Annotated in this window: 18 protein-coding genes and 1 tRNA gene; 8 read left to right on the top strand and 11 right to left on the bottom strand. The window is 59.1% G+C overall.

The genetic code is table 11. The features are described 5' to 3' along the window. The first annotated feature begins 8 nt into the window (after positions 1-8). Genes JKL46_RS35655 through JKL46_RS18615 form a run of 7 tightly spaced genes read left to right on the top strand, consistent with a single transcriptional unit; the run spans position 9 to position 7464 of the window. Positions 9-869, top strand: coding sequence for an ABC transporter permease subunit (locus JKL46_RS35655; protein ID WP_201835760.1), 861 nt, complete (start codon positions 9-11; stop codon positions 867-869). Further along, complete coding sequence (locus JKL46_RS18640) at positions 853-2517, top strand: dipeptide ABC transporter ATP-binding protein (protein ID WP_201835758.1); 1665 nt, start codon at positions 853-855, stop codon at positions 2515-2517. The genes JKL46_RS35655 and JKL46_RS18640 overlap by 17 nt, the downstream gene beginning before the upstream one ends. After that, complete coding sequence (locus JKL46_RS18635) at positions 2504-3727, top strand: dipeptidase (RefSeq protein WP_201835756.1); 1224 nt, start codon at positions 2504-2506, stop codon at positions 3725-3727. The genes JKL46_RS18640 and JKL46_RS18635 overlap by 14 nt, the downstream gene beginning before the upstream one ends. Then, entirely contained in the window at positions 3727-4320 is a 594-nt protein-coding gene (locus JKL46_RS18630; RefSeq protein WP_201835754.1) for a peroxidase-related enzyme, read from the top strand. Before JKL46_RS18635 ends, JKL46_RS18630 begins: the two co-directional genes overlap by 1 nt. 21 nt (positions 4321-4341) lie before the next feature. Next, a complete protein-coding gene (locus JKL46_RS18625) occupies positions 4342-5238 on the top strand; it encodes an LLM class flavin-dependent oxidoreductase (RefSeq protein WP_201835752.1) in 897 nt (298 codons plus the stop codon). Beyond that, positions 5231-6514, top strand: coding sequence for an LLM class flavin-dependent oxidoreductase (locus tag JKL46_RS18620; protein ID WP_201835750.1), 1284 nt, complete (start codon positions 5231-5233; stop codon positions 6512-6514). Before JKL46_RS18625 ends, JKL46_RS18620 begins: the two co-directional genes overlap by 8 nt. A 2-nt stretch (positions 6515-6516) precedes the next feature. Then, positions 6517-7464, top strand: a complete 948-nt coding sequence (locus JKL46_RS18615) for an aldo/keto reductase (protein WP_201835748.1) — start codon at positions 6517-6519, stop codon at positions 7462-7464. A 555-nt stretch (positions 7465-8019) separates the two neighbouring features. Here the strand turns inward: JKL46_RS18615 and JKL46_RS36860 are convergent. From JKL46_RS36860 to JKL46_RS35650, 11 genes are all read right to left on the bottom strand, one after another. Beyond that, positions 8020-8235, bottom strand: coding sequence for a GcrA family cell cycle regulator (locus tag JKL46_RS36860; protein WP_201835741.1), 216 nt, complete (start codon positions 8233-8235; stop codon positions 8020-8022). Positions 8236-8570: 335 nt separating this feature from the next. Next, positions 8571-9797 carry an MFS transporter gene (locus JKL46_RS18605; protein WP_201835739.1) on the bottom strand — a complete coding sequence of 409 codons (1227 nt, stop codon included), beginning with the start codon at positions 9795-9797 and terminating at the stop codon, positions 8571-8573. A gap of 1089 nt (positions 9798-10886) precedes the next feature. Continuing rightward, positions 10887-11024, bottom strand: coding sequence for a hypothetical protein (locus JKL46_RS18600; protein ID WP_201835737.1), 138 nt, complete (start codon positions 11022-11024; stop codon positions 10887-10889). A gap of 669 nt (positions 11025-11693) precedes the next feature. After that, a complete protein-coding gene (locus tag JKL46_RS18595; RefSeq protein ID WP_201835735.1) occupies positions 11694-11903 on the bottom strand; it encodes a hypothetical protein in 210 nt (69 codons plus the stop codon). A 253-nt stretch (positions 11904-12156) separates the two neighbouring features. Further along, entirely contained in the window at positions 12157-12954 is a 798-nt protein-coding gene (locus JKL46_RS18590; protein ID WP_201835733.1) for a crotonase/enoyl-CoA hydratase family protein, read from the bottom strand. Between the two features lie 32 nt (positions 12955-12986). Then, positions 12987-14513 (bottom strand): AMP-binding protein, encoded by a 1527-nt coding sequence (locus JKL46_RS18585; RefSeq protein ID WP_343074079.1) that lies wholly within the window; start codon positions 14511-14513, stop codon positions 12987-12989. A gap of 226 nt (positions 14514-14739) precedes the next feature. Further along, a complete protein-coding gene (locus JKL46_RS36360; protein ID WP_343074078.1) occupies positions 14740-15528 on the bottom strand; it encodes an ABC transporter substrate-binding protein in 789 nt (262 codons plus the stop codon). Beyond that, complete coding sequence (locus tag JKL46_RS36355; protein ID WP_281399895.1) at positions 15422-16315, bottom strand: ABC transporter substrate-binding protein; 894 nt, start codon at positions 16313-16315, stop codon at positions 15422-15424. The genes JKL46_RS36360 and JKL46_RS36355 overlap by 107 nt, the downstream gene beginning before the upstream one ends. Before the next feature lie 574 nt (positions 16316-16889). Further along, positions 16890-16965 (bottom strand) — tRNA-Ile (locus JKL46_RS18570). 61 nt (positions 16966-17026) lie between these two features. Beyond that, the gene (locus JKL46_RS18565; protein ID WP_246529392.1) at positions 17027-17482 is read right to left on the bottom strand and encodes a CYTH domain-containing protein; all 456 of its coding nucleotides are present in this window, start codon (positions 17480-17482) and stop codon (positions 17027-17029) included. After that, positions 17470-17703 (bottom strand): hypothetical protein, encoded by a 234-nt coding sequence (locus tag JKL46_RS35650; protein WP_246529391.1) that lies wholly within the window; start codon positions 17701-17703, stop codon positions 17470-17472. The genes JKL46_RS18565 and JKL46_RS35650 overlap by 13 nt, the downstream gene beginning before the upstream one ends. A gap of 103 nt (positions 17704-17806) precedes the next feature. Here JKL46_RS35650 and JKL46_RS18560 point away from each other — a divergent pair, with 103 nt between their 5' ends. After that, positions 17807-18358 carry a tyrosine-type recombinase/integrase gene (locus JKL46_RS18560; protein ID WP_246529390.1) on the top strand — a complete coding sequence of 184 codons (552 nt, stop codon included), beginning with the start codon at positions 17807-17809 and terminating at the stop codon, positions 18356-18358. Positions 18359-18667: the final 309 nt, after the last annotated feature.

Below are 18667 nucleotides of genomic sequence, written 5' to 3'. Positions count from 1 at the left end.
AGTTCAATGTGACAGACGCCGCAGTATTGCCCGGCTCCACCCCTCGCCGCCGTTGGTCTAGCCTGTCCTTCCCAGGTTTGAACTTCTGGCTTGCCTTGGCCGTCATCGGCCTTCTGCTCGTCTGCGCGGTGTCACCGCAGCTGTTCGCAACGCACGATCCACTCGCCATCGCGGTGCGCGGAAAGCTCCAGCCGCCAAGCGCGGGCCACTGGTTTGGAACTGACCATCTCGGCCGGGATGTCTATTCACGCCTCGTATACGGAACCCAGAATTCACTCAGGGCCACGTCGATCGCAGTGGCGTTGGGATTGGTGATCGGATCGCTGATCGGCCTCGTCTCCGGAACGGCGCCTCAACGGGTTGATAGCAGGATCATGCGGGTTGTCGACGTGATGCTGGCCATTCCCAACCTGTTGCTCAGCCTCGCCATCGTGACCGCGCTTGGCTTTGGTCTCGTGCCTGTGGCGATTGCGGTCGGCGTTGGCTCGATCGGCAGCTTCGCGCGAATCATGCGCTCTGAAGTGTTACGCGTCCAGGGAGCAACATTCGTAGAGGCGACAGCGCTTCTCGGCGCTTCGAAAGGCTACGTGATCTTCCGGCACGTCCTGCCTCACGCGATGGGGCCCGTGCTGGCGCTTGCCACCGTCGAATTTGGCGCTGCCGTACTCTCGGTGTCGTCATTGAGCTTCCTGGGCTTTGGGGCTCCACCGCCCGAAATGGAGTGGGGCTTGTTGATCGCCGAGGGCCGAAAATTCATCAATGTCGGCTGGTGGCTCATCCTTTTTCCAAGCCTCGTCATTGTTGGCACCGTGCTGACCACGAACCACCTCGGCCGCGAACTGGAGAGGCGTCATGCTGGCGATCACTGACGTGGGGAGGCCGACCCAGCCCAATCTCCTGCAGGTGGCGGACCTAAACTTTTGGTACGACGCGCATCAGGCGCGGCCCGAGACCAGAGCACTCAAGGACGTGGGTTTCAGCCTCGAACGAGGCGCCATCACGGCGATCGTCGGAGAATCCGGCTCCGGGAAGTCGACGCTAATCAATGCGATCCTTGGCCTGCACAGCAGCCGGAACCATCGGCTTGATGCGCGAAGCCTTCGCTTCGACGACGTCGACCTCACGGCACTCTCCCACCGGCAGTGGCGCGAGATCCGGGGGCGACGGATTGGGTATATTGCCCAGGACGCGAGCGGATCACTCAACCCTCTGCGCCGCATCGGCTCACAGCTAGAGGAGGTGCTGGTCCTGCACCATCCTACGCTGAAACGTGGCACTGCTCGCAAAGCTGCGCTCGAGCGTTTGACTCATGTCGGCTTCGACGATCCGCAGCGAATCTTCGATAGCTATCCACACCAGCTATCCGGCGGCATGAATCAGCGGGTTGCGATCGCCGCTGCGCTTGCGGGTAACCCGCAACTCATTCTGGCCGATGAACCCACTAGTGCGCTCGATGTCTCGGTACAGCGCCAAGTGCTCGACCACCTTACCAGGGCGATTAAGCGCAGCGGTGTTTCGCTCCTGCTGATCACACATGATCTGGCGTTGGCGGCAGACCGGGCAGACCGAATTCTCGTGATGAAGTCGGGTGAGATCGTCGAGAACGGTCCCACCCGGAGTGTCCTGTCCGAGCCTCGCCATGAGTACACGAAGGCACTGATCGCCGCAGCGCCGATGCTAACGGACGAAGTTGGCACGGCAACCACACTCTCGCCCGCCGCAAGCCCATTGCTGCAGGTGCGGGACCTGAGCAAAACCTACGGTGATCGGAAAGGAGCAGCCGTCAGCGCGTTCGCGAAGGTATCGTTCGATCTCCACCCACGAGAGACGCTCTGTATCGTGGGTGAGTCAGGATCGGGAAAAACCAGCCTGGTGCGGACTCTCCTGCAGCTGACCGAGGCTGACACGGGTAGCGTCGCCTTCAACGGGTACGCCGTGGGAGATTTGAAGGGAGGTGACCTGAAGCGCTTCCGTCGCGACGCCCAGATGGTTTACCAGAATCCCTATGCGTCCCTCAATTCCCGCCACCGCATTTCCACGATTCTGCGCGAGCCGCTGGCGATTCATGATATTGGCACGCGATCCGAACAGAAGGAAGCCGCGCGCTCACTGCTGTCCCGGGTCGGTCTGCCGGAATCGTTTCTGACAAGACGTCCTTCGCAACTCTCCGGAGGCCAACGCCAACGCATTGCTATTGCGCGTGCCCTGATCACTGGGCCGAAACTTCTGGTGCTAGACGAGGCCGTTTCAGCGCTTGATGTATCGGCCCAGCAGGCCGTCCTCGAGCTTTTGAAGGAGTTGCAGGAGAGTCTCGGTCTGACCTATCTCTTCATCACTCATAATCTGGCGGTCGCCCGGCAATTTTCTGACCGCGTCCTGGTGATGCGTGAAGGCAGAATCGTGGAGCATGGCGCAACCGCTCAAATTTTCACTTCGCCTCAGCATCCCTATACCCGCCAACTGCTCGAAGCGGCGCCTGGATTTGAGGCAAGTGCCCTTGTCCATGGCCATCATTGAAGGAATAAAAATGAGCGTTCAAAGCCCCGTGCTTGCCGACACGCTGGACGAAGCACAGGTCGATGCGTTGCACGGTCGTATCCTGACCGTTGACGCGCATATCGACGTGCGGGATGGCTTCAACACACTTGGCAATGATGCAACATTGGAAACCGAGGGCCAATTTGATTTGCCGAAGCTTCGGCGGGGCGGGCTCAAACTTGCGGTCGTAGCGCTCTACGCTGATGGCGTGCCCAATACAGCGGAGGGGCGGGCCATTGCCCGAGCGCAAATTGACGGCAAGTTTGACGGAATCTCGCGCCTCGTAGCCGCACATCCCGACAAACTCACGTTTGTTCGCAACTCAAGCGAGATCGCACAGGCTGTGGCGGAGGGGAAGCAGGCGATCCTTCTCAGCTACGTTAACGCTGTTGCCTTTGGCTCCGATATCACCCAGATCGATCGTTTCTATGAGAAGGGCGTCAGAGTTCTTGGCCTTGTTCATATCGGCAACAACAGCTTCGCAGCGTCCTCGCGACCCAATGTATCGTTCGGTGACGACCCAGATGCTACGGGCGGGCTAACGGAACTTGGTCGACAGGCTATTACGCGTATGAATGAACTCGGCATTGTACCCGACGTGACGCAGCTTTCACCCCGAGGCGTGGCCGAAGTTCTGGCGGTCAGCAAATCTCCGGTCGTCGCTTCACATTCCGGCGTTCGCGGTCGCGTCGACAGTCCGCGCAATCTCTCAAATGCCGAATTGCGGGCGATCGCAGACAAAGGTGGCGTGGCCCATATCGTCGCGTTCACGTCATATCTGCGAGATCGTGATGGCAGTCAGAAGGCCTTTCAAGAAGACGTCTTCGCACCCTTCGGTCTCACACCCGGCAAGGAAAACCCCCGTGCCGTCCTCAGCTCCGAGGATTTTGCGCGGTTCCAGGCAGGTTACCGCAAGTTCTCGCACCGTCGTTTCGAATTCGCTAGCCTGATCGACTGGTTGGACGCGGTTGACTACGCCGTTCGCGTGGCGGGGATCGACCACGTGGGCTTGAGCTCCGACTTCAACAATGGTGGCGGGGTGCGTGGCTATGCCCATGTGGGGGAGGCCAAAAATGTCACGCAGGAACTGCTGCGCCGCGGATACAGCGAAGATCAGATCGAGAAGCTATGGGGCGGCAATTTCTTGCGAGTCCTGACCGAAAACGAACAGCGTCGCGGAGGCAAGTGATGGGCGCGGAAACACTTCTACACGCAGCAAAGCTCCATACGAGCTGGCTTGAGTTGCCTGAGGCCGAAGTGACTCCGGAGGTGGCTGACATCTTCGAGCGTACGCAGGAGCGATTTGGTCACGTGCGCAATAGTCAGCTTGTCACCGCGGTCAACCCGCACCTGGCAGTGGCTCAGGACAGGTTGAGCCACGCCGTGCAGCGGGCGCCAAGCATCTCGCTTTCGGATCTCGACCGAGAACTGATCGCGGTCGTCGTAAGTGCGCAGAACCGCTGCGCTCCATGTCTGTTCGTACACGGCGCCATGCTACGCGATCTGACGGGCGATCCCGTTCTGGTCGCCCGTCTCGAGATCAATGACCGCCACGTGGAACTTTCGCAACGACACCGCGCGCTTGCTGATTATGCTCGCAAGATTACGACCGCGCCGGAGGAGATCGTCGCCGGGGATATCGACACACTCCGCTCTGCCGGACTGACTGAGCGGGAGATCTTCGACGCAGCGGCCGTAGCCGCCTATTTCAATTTCAGCAACCGGATCAACAATGCGCTAGGAATTAAACCCGATATTGAGGCGTTCCAAGCCAACCGCTGATTCCAAGGAGCTGACTGTACTATGGCGGCTTTAAATCCCAACATGCGGCGGACGCTTGGTTTGAGCGTCAGCGCTGGCCAGGCCCTCCGCCTTTTCGCGGACTTACCTGCGCCGCTACAGGCGACCGACCTCGACACCATCGACTATCTGGTGATCCGCGACGTCATTGGCGATCAAGCGGAGGAGGATTACTACGCCGTTCTTGTCGCGTCCTCCGCCGCAGCGCGACTCGAACGGATCGGCCTCGTCTCAGAAGTCGATCTGTACCGCTCCGATCCTTACCTGATCGCACGCGCATTGACGTCGCTCGACATCCTGTCGGGCGGGCGTGCAGGTCTCCTCGCGCTCGGCGAGCCTCAGGGTAAGCAGGATGTCGGCTACGCGAACACAACGCTGGACGCATCGTTTGTCGCTGAGTTCTTCGAGGTCATTGGAAAACTGTGGAACTCCTGGGAGAAAGGTGCACTCGCACGGCGATGGGAAGAGAATCTCTATCTCGAGCGATCGCTGTTGCGTGAGGCGAACCATAAGGGCGCACATTTCGCTGTTCGAGGCTCGCTTCCCACGCCGCGCGCCGTGCAGGACCGACCTGTGCTTTTGGTCACTGATCATCCCTTGCACGCGTCTGTTCGAACTCAGGCAGCCGCGGTGGTCAGTGAGAGACCGCCTCAGCAGGGCCGATGGATCCAACGGCTCAACGCGGCGAGCTTCGCGACGGGAGCCGCTGACACAGGGGCGATAGGGCAACTGATCGATGTGCCTGTGACGATCACCGATTGGCGGGCTTTTGTTTTGTTCGTGAAGGGGCTCACGCCCGGCGCTCTGACTGATGCTTCTTCAAAGCCACAGCAACTCGGCGAACTTTTCGGTCCCACGCGCGTGGAAACCCACAGAGAACAGGAAGCGCATCATGGCTGATCGTCGCCGCGTCCGCATCGCTGCACAGTACAATGCCGAAGACCCGTTTGAAATTTGGCATCCTGACCTTGCCGACGAATTGAACACCGAAGACTCGTTTCGCAAGGTGGCCGCGGTTTACCGAGAAGGACTGTTCGATTTCTATTTTCAAGCTGAAACTGCCGCGCTACCTATGGGGGAAAAAGGCGTTCCAGAATTTCGCGTGATGGGCCGCCTCGACAATCTGGTGACCCAAAGCTATCTGGCCTCGCTCTATCCAGATCTTGGCTTCGTTGCCACGATCAACACCGGCAACAATTTACCCTACGATCTGGCCCGCCGTCTGCATACCTTTGACATCCTCACGAATGGCCGTTCGGGATGGAACGTCGTTCTTGGCGGTAATCCCCACGCCCATGTCAACCATCGCCCGAAGGCAGTCCGCGAGAAGGACGTGGATCGCTATGTGCTTGGGCTCGACATCGTTCACTATGTGCTTCAGGCCCTTGGCGGAGAGGGCGTTGGCCCACAGCACGGATTCGCGCACTATGATCAACCGGAGAGGCTGCTGCCTCCCAATCGCCAAGGTGCTCCTTTTACAATTCAAGCAGGTGACTCGGGCCATAGCCGCGATCTCGCCACTTCTTACGCGGATGGAATGTACACGCATTACTCCGACGAGGTGAATGGACCGGCTTTCTATAAGGACATTCACGACCGCCTGAAGCACCATGGTCGGCAGCCTGACACCTTCAAGATCTATTCGCGCCTTGCCATTCTGGTCGGCAATTCGGCCGAGGACGCGTTGGAGCGCCACAAATCTCTCCTGCGTTATCAGCTCCATGACCGTCAGGTCCGGAGCTACGCCGAGCAAATCTGGGGCAAGCGCTTTGCCGAACTCGACCCAGAAGGTCCGCTGCCCGAAGAGTCGCCGACGGAGGGGCACGTCGTCAAGTTAGGGTTATCTTATGGCCTCTACCTGGACGGCCCCGCAGATAAAGCTGTCGCACGACTAAGACGTATCTCCGCCGAGAGAGGCGGTGCGCCGTTGCGCGAGACGCTGATCTTTGCCGCAGGTACACACTACATCATGGGAAGCCCTGTCGAAGTCGCGACTGAACTGCGCCGCCTCGTGGATCTGCGCGCAACGGACGGCTTCGTGATTGCGCCGCATAGCGCGCCGCATTGGCTTGAGCCGTTCGTTCGTTTGGTGGTCCCTGTGCTACAGGATTGGGGCGTCTATGCGAAAGCCTACCACGACGAAACTCTACGTGAACGCGTCTTGAGGGAATGTTGAGCATGGCAACAAACGATAGCCTCCCAGCGCTCGACGATCTCGGGCCCTTCGTTTTCGGCGGCAGTATCATTGGCTGGACGGTTCCGCGCGAGACAGTCGGCGCACTTATGGAAGCGTTTCTGGATGCCGGCGGGAAAGCCATTGATACCGCTGATAACTACACCGACTGGGTTGCGGGTGGAGCAGCCGGTCGATCTGAAGCCTTGCTTGGCGAATGGCTTGCCCAGTCGGGGCGCAGAAAGGACGTGCTAATCGCCTCGAAAGTGGGGCGGGCGAGCGGCTACGACAATCCGCGACGCGACACGATACTACGCGCGATCGAAGGCAGCCTCAAACGTCTGAAGACTGACTATCTGGACACCTATTACATCCACAGAGACGACCCGAACACCTCTCTTCTGGAGACCCTTCAGACATTGGATGGTCTGGTTCAGCAAGGTGTCGTCCGGTCGCTTGGCTATTGCTGGATAGAGCCAAAGCGGCTCGCGGAAGCGCAGAGACTGATACGCGATCGTGGATTTACGCCGATTTCTTTCTTTCAACACGAGTACAATATCGTCGATCATGAGCGCTTCGAAACTCTCTATCCCGAACTGTCAGTGGATCCTAATGTTAACGTGTTGGGTTTCCACGGACTGAAATCGGGTTTCCTGAGCGGGAAATATGTCGACCCCCAGATTCGGACAGACCATACGGCGAAGATTGAAGCGCTCCTTGACGATGCGCGCACTCCGCGCCTGCAATATGCCCTAAACGATATCGCTCGGAAATACGGCGTGGCACCAGCCGCCGTCGCGCTCGCATGGTTCCAAACCCGCCCGATCCGGGTTGTGCCCCTTGTCAGCGCCAGAGATGAAACCCAGCTTCGCGAACTCTTTCAGGCCCAGGATGTCGAGCTGTCCGTGGACGATATCAGGAGACTTCAATGGAGAGAGAATCTTGCCGCATAATTCTAGTCGTCTACGGTAACCATCAAAAGTCGAAGAGATGCCGGCACGTTGAGACCTCGTAATCATTTGTCGGCACAAGGAAAATGATCTTTTCCTCGGAAGTGCGCATTGGGGGTGTGCCGTGGCAAGGTGGAGGTTCCAAGGTGTGTGAGCCCTGCTTAAGCTTCCAATTCAGGATGTGATCGAACTGGTCCATCGCAGCCATCCTCATGGCGCCCCCGCTCGGAAAGGTGGTCCCTTTGCATCACTCCTGTCAATCCAAGGCGGTCCTCCGGCACGGCACAGATGAGATCCGGCCGCTTGTTGCGGAATATCTTGTAGGTGCGTTCCCGGGATGACATGAGGATCCTTGAGGCTGGCCGCTTCGGGCAGGTCTTCGGGCACAGCATCTGGGGCAAGTGTTACCTCAGGTAGCAGGGATTCTGTATCACTCTTGCGGGCTATCCGGAGCAATGGGGTCCTCAGAAGGATGGGCTTCCCTGCCCTTGTCAGCAGAGGACAACCCTGCCTCTGAGGAGCTGCTGGGCGATGCGGGACGGCGCATGACCACACCGCTCAAGTCGTGCGTTTCCCGGCACCAGATCCAGCCATGAGAGGCTTTGTGTAGACCAGGCGCCGGTGCCATGGGCACCAGCTCGATCCCTCCTGTGCCTGACCGCCGCAAAAGATCGCTTCGGACCCATCGTCCGAGACAATGAAACGGCATTGCCGTGCCCGGAGCTTGAACAGGGTGGTTCGGGTGCGCTGTGAGGGTTCGCTGATCTCAGGCATGGCTCTGATATCCGATCCATGGATCGGAGAGCAACACGATCAGGGCCTGCCAGAGTTCCATGTCGGCCCGAACTATCAACAGCTTGATCGATCTGATCGTCCGTCTCATGGAGATCGGCATTAGCCCCGAGGCGGCGGCCAGTGTCGCCAGTAAGGTTCCTGGATGATCCGACCGGGCTTGTCATGCTGCGTGAGGTGACAAGGACGGCATTGCATCCGTGCCTGTCGTGTCCCTCAGGCCAACCGGTCACGGGCTTGCCTAAAGCGGCTCGATGACAACCTCATGACGCCGCGATGAATGGCTTTTGCCAGCTGCCAGTGCTCAATGGCCCCTGTCACACGGTCCCCACGCGCGCGTGATCCGGCTCTCTCTTGCGCTCGGTGAAGAGCGCGAGCACGACCGTGAGAACCATGAAAAGTGCGGAGACGCCGAACACCCAGCGCGGCAGGCTCTGGTCCATAATCCAGCCGAACAGCAGAGGGCTCAAGATGCCGCTGAAATTGAATCCGGTCGAGACAATGCCGAAGGCGCGTCCGGCCGCACCCTCTGGCGCGGCTTTGCGGACAAGCATGTCGCGCGATGGAGCGATCATTCCGCCAAGGAAGCCTGCGGCAGCCATGGTGATCGTGAGCAGCGCAGGTGGCAGCGCGACCAATGCAACCAACAGCAAAACGGCAGCATTGATGCCAAAGCAAATCACTGCGACATGGGAATGCCGATCCGTACGATCAGCCAGGAACCCGCCGGCAAGCACGCCTGTTGCGCTTGCCGCGAGATAAGCAGTCAGCGCGACATTAGCCGTCGAGAATGAGGCGCTAAAGCCATTCATCAGCGCCACGACACCGAAATTGCTGATGCCGGAGGTGGAGAGACCGAGCAGCGTGAAGAAGATGGTCAGCAAGATGAGGGTCGGCGTGATGATGGACCGCTGTGATGCGCGGCCGCTTCCATCCTTCCGGCGATTTGCCCCCGCCTCCGGAACGTCGAATACCAGCAGCGAAGCCGCCACGAGCGGTCCGGTCGCACCGCACATGATCAGCGCGGTGCTGCCGCTGAGCGTTGTCATCAGCGCCGCAACGATCATGGGCGCCATCGCACCACCGAGATAGCCGGCAAAGGTGTGGATCGAAAAGGCGCGACCCATCCGGGCCTCATCCATATGGGCGTCGAGAATCGCGTAGTCCGCGGGGTGATAGACGCTGTTAGCGAGTCCAAGCAAAACCGCGCTTGTGACCAAGATTGGGTAGCTCAGATGCAACCCGATGAGGCCCAGCGCAGCCCCGCCAAGGCAAAGTCCGATCAGGAGAATCTTACGCGCGCCAAAGTGATCGACGAGATAGCCCGCTGGCGCCTGCGTGAGCGCCGAGACAACTGCGAACACTGTCAGCACGAAGCCGAGGTCAATGTAGTCGATATCGAGAGCCGTCTTGAGAAACGGAAAGAGCATCGGCAGCACGAGCATATGAAAGTGACTGACCCAATGGGCCGCCGAGATGAGCGCGAGGGTGCGCAGCCTGGTATCGCGCTTGGTTCGCGGCGATGGGGCGACAACATCGACCATTGGAGAGGCTCCAGTTACCTTCCAGGTGTTGAGCATTGGGGGAGTGGACACCCGGCGTCAGACGAAAGGCTGGCAGCCTTGACGTCTTCATCCACCCAGTCGATCTCGACCTGCATGTGAAAGTTAACAGGGCTTAGAGCAGGAATTTGGTAATTTGACCATCGGGCGCACGGTCCCAGCACTTCCCGGCTCGTGCAGCATTCCACCGCGACGTCGACTATCGTGCATGCTTCCGCAGTCGATGCAACATCATTCCCGACAAAGCCGAAATGTCGTGTGCGCTTGGGACGCATGACGATGGCTCTGTTCAGCGGCTCATGATGCGCGTGACAGGGATCGCCAGAACTGTCTCCCCTGACCGCAGACCGAAAGCAGTCAAGGGGATACGGCCTTCGGAAGGCGGTCCATCGCCTGCCCTCCTTGCTCCCCTCTGCATTTCTGCTGGGGAACGACGCAGAACGGATTGCTGCGGAACTTTGCAGGCGTCCGACGAAGCCAACTAAAGTCGCAGTGTCTGTTCGCTGGCCTTTCGCTAAAAGGCCGTCACTAGCCGGATGGGCCGAAAAGAAAAGGCCGGGCACGAGGCCCGGCGAAAGTTAAGGTCCGAGAAAGTCAAAACCTTCCAGAGGGAACGGCCGATACGACAGCGCCGGGAGGAAGAAGGCGATGCCGCGTTGAAATCAGCCGCAGCTGATATCGGCGGCATCGCGCCTCTTTGCAATGCACCCCGCCTCATAAAAGGGCTGCGCTGAACGCATGTGTGCAGTCTCCCGGACTTTAGGGAGATGAATGTTCTCTCCAAGTCCTGGGCATCGCTGCCTGCAGCAGTGGTCCATCGCTGGTTTCCAGCTCACGTGATGCTCGCACGCAGCGGACCAACCCATGGGAGCGGCTGGCCCATGCTCCAACATCGCGTGAACGCCCTACCATCTTCGGGGGCATTTCCACGATCAGTGCAGCTCGGCTCTCCTTGCCAAAATCACCCGCTTCTTATGAGCGTGAGACGTATCCGTCCACGATCACACACCAACGCGACATACTGGGCTCAATGAGCAACAGAGGAATGCAGGCAGCCGATTATGTTGCCTCCTATCCATGACGGCTGGCGTAACGACGCTTTTTGGTGAGCTTCTTCATCCCCTCAACCACCTTGGTTGGAGCAATCACCTCCTTGTAGCGGCGGGTGTGCTTCTTGAACGACGGCCTGATGCGTGATTTACCAGCCATTGGCTTTCTCCTTTTCGCTCTGCATGGAACAGAGGGCTTCGTAGGTTGAATATGCAACCCGCAAAATCAATCAATCGTGGACGGTTCTCTCTGGAAGCTCATTTCGTGCGAGCCGCTCCACAAGCGCTGTCAATCGGGCTGGGAGCAGAGACTCCACTGGACCATAGGCCACTCGTAGTCGCTCGCCCAGCCATTGCAGGTCACTGGGAGCCAGTGACTGGTTTGGTGCAGCATCGGTTGAGTGAGGGGGCGTGACTGTCGGGGTGCGGCTGTCGATCGAATCCAAGGCTTGCATTGAGACACTCTTGTTGGCGGCATGACGATGCCGATGAATGCCCCGATGCTCTCGCCCTGGTTTAGGATCGCTATGGTGCAGAGCAGCGCGATTTTGTGGCAATTGTGCGAACAGGACGCTGTCTATTTCGCCGATCGAGCCAAAAGCCGTGGGAGACCCTGCGAATCCTGTTCTGGCGCCTCGTGCTCGTAGTATCGTGTGCTCTGTCGGCGCAGTGATGGTTCCGGATGGCCTGCGGATGTTGACAGGCCGCAGTGGAGTCGCCTTCTGGCCGGCAAAGGGTGCCCTGCCGTGAGCGTCAATGGGTGCAGGAGCGACGTGTCAGTGCCCCTGAATTCGAGTTCGTTGTCCCAACCACCCGAGCCAGAGCCGCGTCAAAGATTGCTCGCCCAGATGAGGGCGGCTGCGATGACAGCCAACGACACAACCAGGCCTGCCAGCTGGAGGAGGAAATGAGGCTCTTTCCGGATCGGGCGATCGTGATCGACCAGCAGGGCGTCATTGTCGGTCTCAGCTTTGACCATCGTGAACTCCTGAGCACCCCTGACCTGCAAAGGCTGCTCGGCGAACTGCAGTTCCTTCATACTTTGAGCTCATTGGTAAGATAAGTCCTCGCAGCCGGAAGTGGGCGCACCAAGGCACTTGGGATTGGACGAGATCAGCCACTTTCTGTCTGTAATCGGGACGAGGGCATTATTAAAGGCTACGGCACAAGATTGGGCGTGACGCGCAAATCAATCTTGATGAGAGCCTCACGCTTGCCTGCATGCTTGGCGGGTTCAGTTTTACGGAGGCGTTGATCGAACTGAGTTATCGAACGGTTTGCGAGGGGGCCAGTCAGTGCCCCTTGAATTTTGGCGGCCGCTTCTCACGAAAACTGACCACGCCTTCCCTCGCGTCCTCAGTTCGTCGGAGGCGAAGATTGATAGCGTCGAATCCTGTTACGGCGGAAGCAGGCCCATCCAACAAAGCAGTTCTGGCATTCTCGATTGTCGCCTCGACGGCGAGGGGCGCTGTGGTCTCGACAATCCTGACGGCAATCTCCCTGGCGCGGGTGAATTCCTGGCCAGCCGGTACCACTTCCTGCACGAAATTGAAACGCAGCGACGTCTCTGCATCCCATTCGTCACCGGTCAGAAGGTAACGCATGGCGTTGCCCCAGCCCGCCCGTTCGACCATCCGGATCGTAGCTCCGCCACCTGCCATGATGCCACGCTTGACTTCCATCTGGCTAAAGCGGCAGTTGTTAGCGGCGATGACGATGTCGGCCGACAGCATCATCTCGACTCCGACCGTGAAGCAGATTCCTTTGATAGCCATCACAACCGGCTTGCGGCGGAAGGGCGGCCGCAGGTTCCAGGGATCGAGCAGGCCTTTGGGAAAGACGGATTCACCCCGTGCCCAGACTTCGGCAAGCTTCGGAAGGTCGAGTCCCGCCGTGAAGTTCGCGCCCTCGGCATAAATGAGCGCGCATCGCGCCTCGGGATCGCGATCGAACTCTGTCATCGCCACAGCATATTCGCGGAGCATCTTAGGCGTAACGCCGTTGAGCTTGGCAGGTCGGTCTATGCCAATCAGCCTCACAAATCCCTCGTTGCCGACATTAATGCGACCGTCGCCATTATCCTCTATCATTGGTCCCTCCCCCTCAGCCGCTACGCGTTTGTTCAGTCGTCCTGTGCTGCGAGTTCGGCAAGTACGGCTTTCTTGATTTTGCCCGTGCCGGTCATCGGGAAACTGTTAACGAACCGTATTTCCGGGACCTTGAAGCTGGAAAGGCGCTCGGTGCACCAAGCGCGCAAATCCCCGTCAATTGGCACTTCCGTCTGGATGACGAAGGCAACCGGAACCTGACCCTTCGTGGCATCCGGCCGTGGCACGACTGCGACACTGCGGACCGCCGGATGCTGGCTGAGAACCATTTCGATTTCAGCCGGAAATACGCTCATGCCGCGGACCTTGATCATTTCCCTCTTGCGGCCGAAGTAATGCAGATAGCCGTCGGCGTTCAGCATGCCGAGATCGCCGGTGTGGATCCACCCGTCCCGGATGAGTTCCGCTGTGGCTTCGTCGTTCCGCCAATACCCTAGGGTCGCAGAAGGGGTGAGGCAGCAAATTTCGCCTTCGCTACCAAGCGGCAGTGTTTCGCCGGTGTCGAAATCCGCGATCTTGAAACGCGTTTCAGGAACGGGAAGGCCGGCGAAGATAGGCCGGGCGTTCAGATCCAGATCGTCATCCTGCATACCGGCGGTGAAGGAATTGCCGGTATGGGTTTCCGTCATCCCATAGGCGGCCTCGTAAGGCGCAAGACCCGTCGCGGTTTTCCAGCGTTGTCGCAGCTCCGGCGTCAGCTTGCGCATCAGGCTGTTGACCCTGATTGTTCGCAGCGACGACAGGTCATGATCCGCAAAATCAACACGATCAATCACTTCGATGGCAAGATCGACAGGCAATGAAATCTGCGTGACTCCGTAGAGTGGAATCGCCTTCAGAATCGCGTCGGCATCCCAGCGCGTAAGCAGGACGACGGTATTGCCGTCCAACATGGGGGACAGCAGACTCGTGTTTTCTCCTGCAATCCAAAATTGGGGCGCGAAGATCATCGGAACTTCTGAACCGAAATCCTCTCGGACGTGAAAACGCCCGGACGCCGCCGCATAGAGCATGTTGGAGTGCGAATGCACGCAGCCCTTCGGCATGCCGGTTGTGCCGCCCGTATAATTGAGCGCTGCAGTATCGGAGAGGCTCAGGCTCGGAAGAGTCCCAATCCCGGTGGTGCCGGAAAGTGCCGAGACAAAATCGATTGTATCCGGGCAGGAAAGCTTTTCGGAATTGATATCGCGGTGCAGGGGGAGTTCCGGTCTTGCGGGCAACATATCCGCGAGTGAGGTCGAAAACACGACGTCCAGACCGACATTGCCGCACACGTCCCGCACATGCCGCACCAGGCGATCCTGGGCCAAAATCATCCGAGCACCGGAATCGCTCAACTGATGGGACAGTTCGAACGACTTCGACATCGGGCTGATGGGCGTATAGACTCCGCCTGCTTTCGGAATGCCGTGGAACGCTATGACGAACTGCGGGCAGTTCTGCAAGAATACGGCGACGCGGTCGCTTCTCTGCAACCCATGCTCGATCAGCAGCCAGGCAAACCGGTCAGATAGGGTTTTCAGCTCTCCGAAGGTGATCACCGTTCCATAATAGATGATCGCTGGCTTGTCAGGGTGAAGTTCCGCCCATCGGTCGAGATAGTCGGGGATGGGGCGTTGGCCATGGGGAAGCGCATGGCCCGCGGAACATTCAGGGGCCAGTTATCACGCCAGAGACGGTCGAGTCTTTGGTCATAGGCAGTGCCGCTCGACATATTCTGTTCCGCACTATCGGAGGCTTGCTGCGACGGCATGCTCGCTGGCAATGTCAAGGAACAGCCGATACTTCCTGGAAGCCGCGCCAATATCCGGGGAAGGGCCACGGCGTGAAGGCGAACTTATCCCGCCAGGCAAGCGTCACGACCGGTTGATAGGTCGGAATGCCGCCCAGCACCATATCGTGCTTGTACTGCCCAATTTCCTTGATCAGGCCGGCGCGCTTCGCAGGTGCCATCGTGCCCTGCAATTGCTTGACGAGTTTGGTGGCCTTGTCGTCCTTCGTCAGGGAGAAGGCTCCCAGTCCGCTTTCGGGTACGTATTCATGCAGGTGCAGGACCCAGACATTGGCCGGATCGCTGGGGATCCCCTGTCCGCTCATCGTCGAGATGATGCCGTCAGGAGCATGATTCGGCTTACGACGTATCATGTCGAGCCAGGCTGAGTATTCCAGCCCCCGAACCTGGCAGCGGACGCCGATGGTTTGCAAGTAGGCGTAAATCGCCTCTCCAACCTCTTTGATATAGGGTTCTCGTTGGGTTGTGAGGTTGTAGCAGGGCGTATCGAAGCCGTTTGGAAATTCAGCCTTGGCTAGCAATTTTCTGGCTTCCGCAGGATCGTAGGTGTAGTTCGCCAGCGACTTGTCATAGGTCGAGCTGTCGACCCCGACCCCGTTGTAACGGATGCCCTGGCCGTAGAGCACGGATGCGATGATGGCATCGAGGTCGAAGCCTCTAGCAACCGCCTGCCGGACTTCGCGCTTGGCAAATGGCGACTTCGGATCGAAGCTCGGGAAATCGATATAGAGGTGATTGCCGCTGATGGTACTGAACGTCTTCACACCTTATCATAGCCTTGATCTCGGAGACCATTGCGGGTGGGACACCATCAATCCAGTCCACCTCGCCATTCTTGAAAGCGGCTACTCGCGTCAGATCCTCGGGGATGATTCTGATCTCGAGGTTTTTGATCTTCGGCGCATGCTCATTGTTCCAGTAGTTTTCGAAGCGCGTCAGCTTGAGATTCTCCTTCAACGTGCGGGAGATGAATTTCCAAGGCCCGGTCCCAACAGGATTCTTGGCGAAACCTTCTTCGCCGACACTTGCGAAATACTTTTTGGGAATGGCGTAGAGCTGTAGGTACATGGCGATATAGGCGCCATCCGGCTCGCTAAAATGGATCTTGAAATGATGATCGTCGACGATTTCGAAGCGCTCGACCTTTGCCTGCCGTTGTGGCTGGCGTGAGATCTTGGGATCCTTCGAGCGCTGGAACGAGAGTTCGAAATCGGCGCTCGTCATCGGATCGCCATTGTGGAACACCACATTCTTGCGCAAGTGGATGTCGATGACCGTCTTGCCATTTTCTTCCTGCAGGGACCAGGATTCGGCCAGCCAGTTGACAGTTTTTCCGGTCGGGTCCGGACGAACGAGGGTTTCGAACATCTGGGAAAGATAATACTGATCGACGCCGGCGATGAGTTTCGTGGGATCGAGGACTGTGCTTTCGGCTGCGAACGCAGCGACAAATGTATCTGCCGGACGATCCGCAGCACGTCCGCCTGCGGACGAAAGCGCCGCCGTAACGACTGAAGCGGTTATTACTGCCGCTTTGAGAAGAGCGAACAATCTCATTGTCTCCTCCGAGCCTCCAGGCAGCGAAGGAGGCATTCCTCCACCTCCTCAGCAGCTTATCATTGAGCGACAATGCTAGGTTGGAAGCCAGACGTTTGGTAACAGCAAAAATAGCTTGCCCTATAGGCACGCGCGATTGCTAACGTCCTTCATCCCGCAACGGCTAAGGCAGATGTTCGGTGGATGCCGTCGAAAGAGCGACGCCGGCACGATCGGGTTGGAAACCTCCCGATCGGCCGGGGTACTTCTCTCTCATACGCCCTGAGATGCGGTGCCTCGGTTGTTGGCCTTGACGGATGGTTGGCCGAGCCATGCGCAAAGCTCCTCAGTGACGGAAAACTGTGTTCGATCTACCGGAACGGTGAAGGCCGCTAGCCCTTGGGCAAATCCTCCAGCAGCTCGGCAGTCTAGGTGTAGGGCTGGTGCAGGCCGCTCCGGACCACGCTGGCGACGATGCGGTCGTCCAGGAAAAGGTCATAGGCGCCCGGGGCCAGCTGGATCAGGGTGTAGCTCATTGCGGTTCTCGTCGGAGGCCGACTGACGATCGGTTCAATCCTCGGCTTATATTTGGTGGGCCTGGCGGGACTTGTACCCCCAACCAGACCGTTATGAGCGGCCGGCTCTGACCATTGAGCTACAGGCCCACCCCAAGTCCTGCGCGGACGCGCACCCTCCCCTACGCGATCCAAGGCATCCCGGAAAGCCTCAGCGCCCCGATGGCTGCAGCGAGCGGGCGAGGTCCCGGATCACGCTATCCTCGATGGTAAGACCGTCGAGTTCTTGTTCGTCATCGGCATCGCAGGAGGCCTCGGATCGTGCCTGGACCTGAGCCTGCCGTGTCAGGTGCGGTTCGGCCCCCTGATCCCGGTGATCCAGGGCGTCGAGCAGGCTGTGGAGGGCCGCATTCGACACCTCCACGTCCGGCACGGAGGGCAGCCCGTCGAGGGCGATGGCACGCAGCCGGTAGCTCGGATCCGCCGAGACCTCAGGACCGAACCAGGCCGGCGGCTGGAATTGTCCCGCTGCCTTGTCGTGTTTGAACGCCACACTGACCAGATCGAGCGGTCCCGGTGTGACGAAACGCTGGAGGGTGGCAGCATGATTGCTGACATCGATGGCGATGCTCCGATACTCGATCTGTCCGGCGGTCAGCTCGAGCAAGGCCTCGGCCCGCGCCCGGAAATCTTGGCAGCGTCCTCAACCGGCCCCTTCGATCCACGAGAGGCCAGAACGAGGTAGCCGATATCGCCTGTCACCTGCACATGCGTGCTGCTGGCAGGATGTTCAGGGAAATAGCCGTGCCGGACGCGGTCGCCTGGCCTCTCCCGCTCGATCAGCCGGGCCAGGCCGGAGGCCAGCAGAAAGAAACGGGTGGAGCTCATCGGTGGTGGCCTCTCATCAAGGGCGGTGACGTCAGGATCGGTTTGGGGCACTGGCTGGGAAAGGCAACCCGCGCCGATCGGCGAGACGGTCCAAGGGGCCACGATGGTCTGCTATGCCCGCAGGGCTGCTCTGTTCGAGACCCTCTATGCCTCGGGCATGCGCATCAGCGAGGCTCTGTCCCTGCCATCCGACGCGGCGCCGCCTGGCACCCGCATGCTCTTGGTGCGCGGCAAAGGCGACAAGCAGCGCCTCGTCCCGCTCCACGACCGAGCCATCGAGGCCATTGCACAGTGGCAGAGGCTGGCCAGCGCGTATTCTGGCGGCAAGCGGAGCCAGTGGCTGTTCCATTCGGTTCGCAACGGCACGAAGGCGCTGACGCGCCAAGCGGCTCTGAAGGAAATCAAGGAAGCTGCTGTCGCGGCAGGATTGGCCAATCCGAAGCGGGTGTCACCACATGTGTTGCGTCATGCCTTTGCCACCCACATGCATTCCGGCGGCACCGATCTACGCGTCCTGCAGGAGCTTCTCGGCCATGCCGGTATCGAGACCACCCAAGTCTACACTCATCTCGATACCTCCCGCCTCCATCACATGGTTCGCGACCTCCACCCGCTCAATGAGGATGAATGGGACGAGCGCACAACAGTCGCCTGAATAGCACGTGCGCGACGGGCATGTGGCTCCGGAAGACGTGCTTGATCGGCAGTCTTGCGGCGATACACTGAGCTCGCAGCGCTGCTGCCACTTGCTTGGACATCTCAACCGAGGCGGCTGCGGTCCAAGAGGAACAATGGCCCACATATGCGATAGGCAACGAGCCGTGTGCGGTCAACGCTGCCCAAACGAAAACGCCCTGCCAGAGGTAGCTGTGCGGAGCTCACTGTCAGGGCGAATTTCGTGATGCCGGTTGCAACGACACGCTGCAATAGTACTCCAAGTGCAGCGAAGATTCAACGCGCGCTG

It is taken from the genome of Microvirga zambiensis WSM3693 (assembly GCF_016735695.1).
Classification (GTDB): Bacteria; Pseudomonadota; Alphaproteobacteria; order Rhizobiales; family Beijerinckiaceae; genus Microvirga; species Microvirga zambiensis.
Note: the sequence above shows the minus strand (reverse complement) of the source record. Positions and strands in the feature narration are given on the sequence as shown.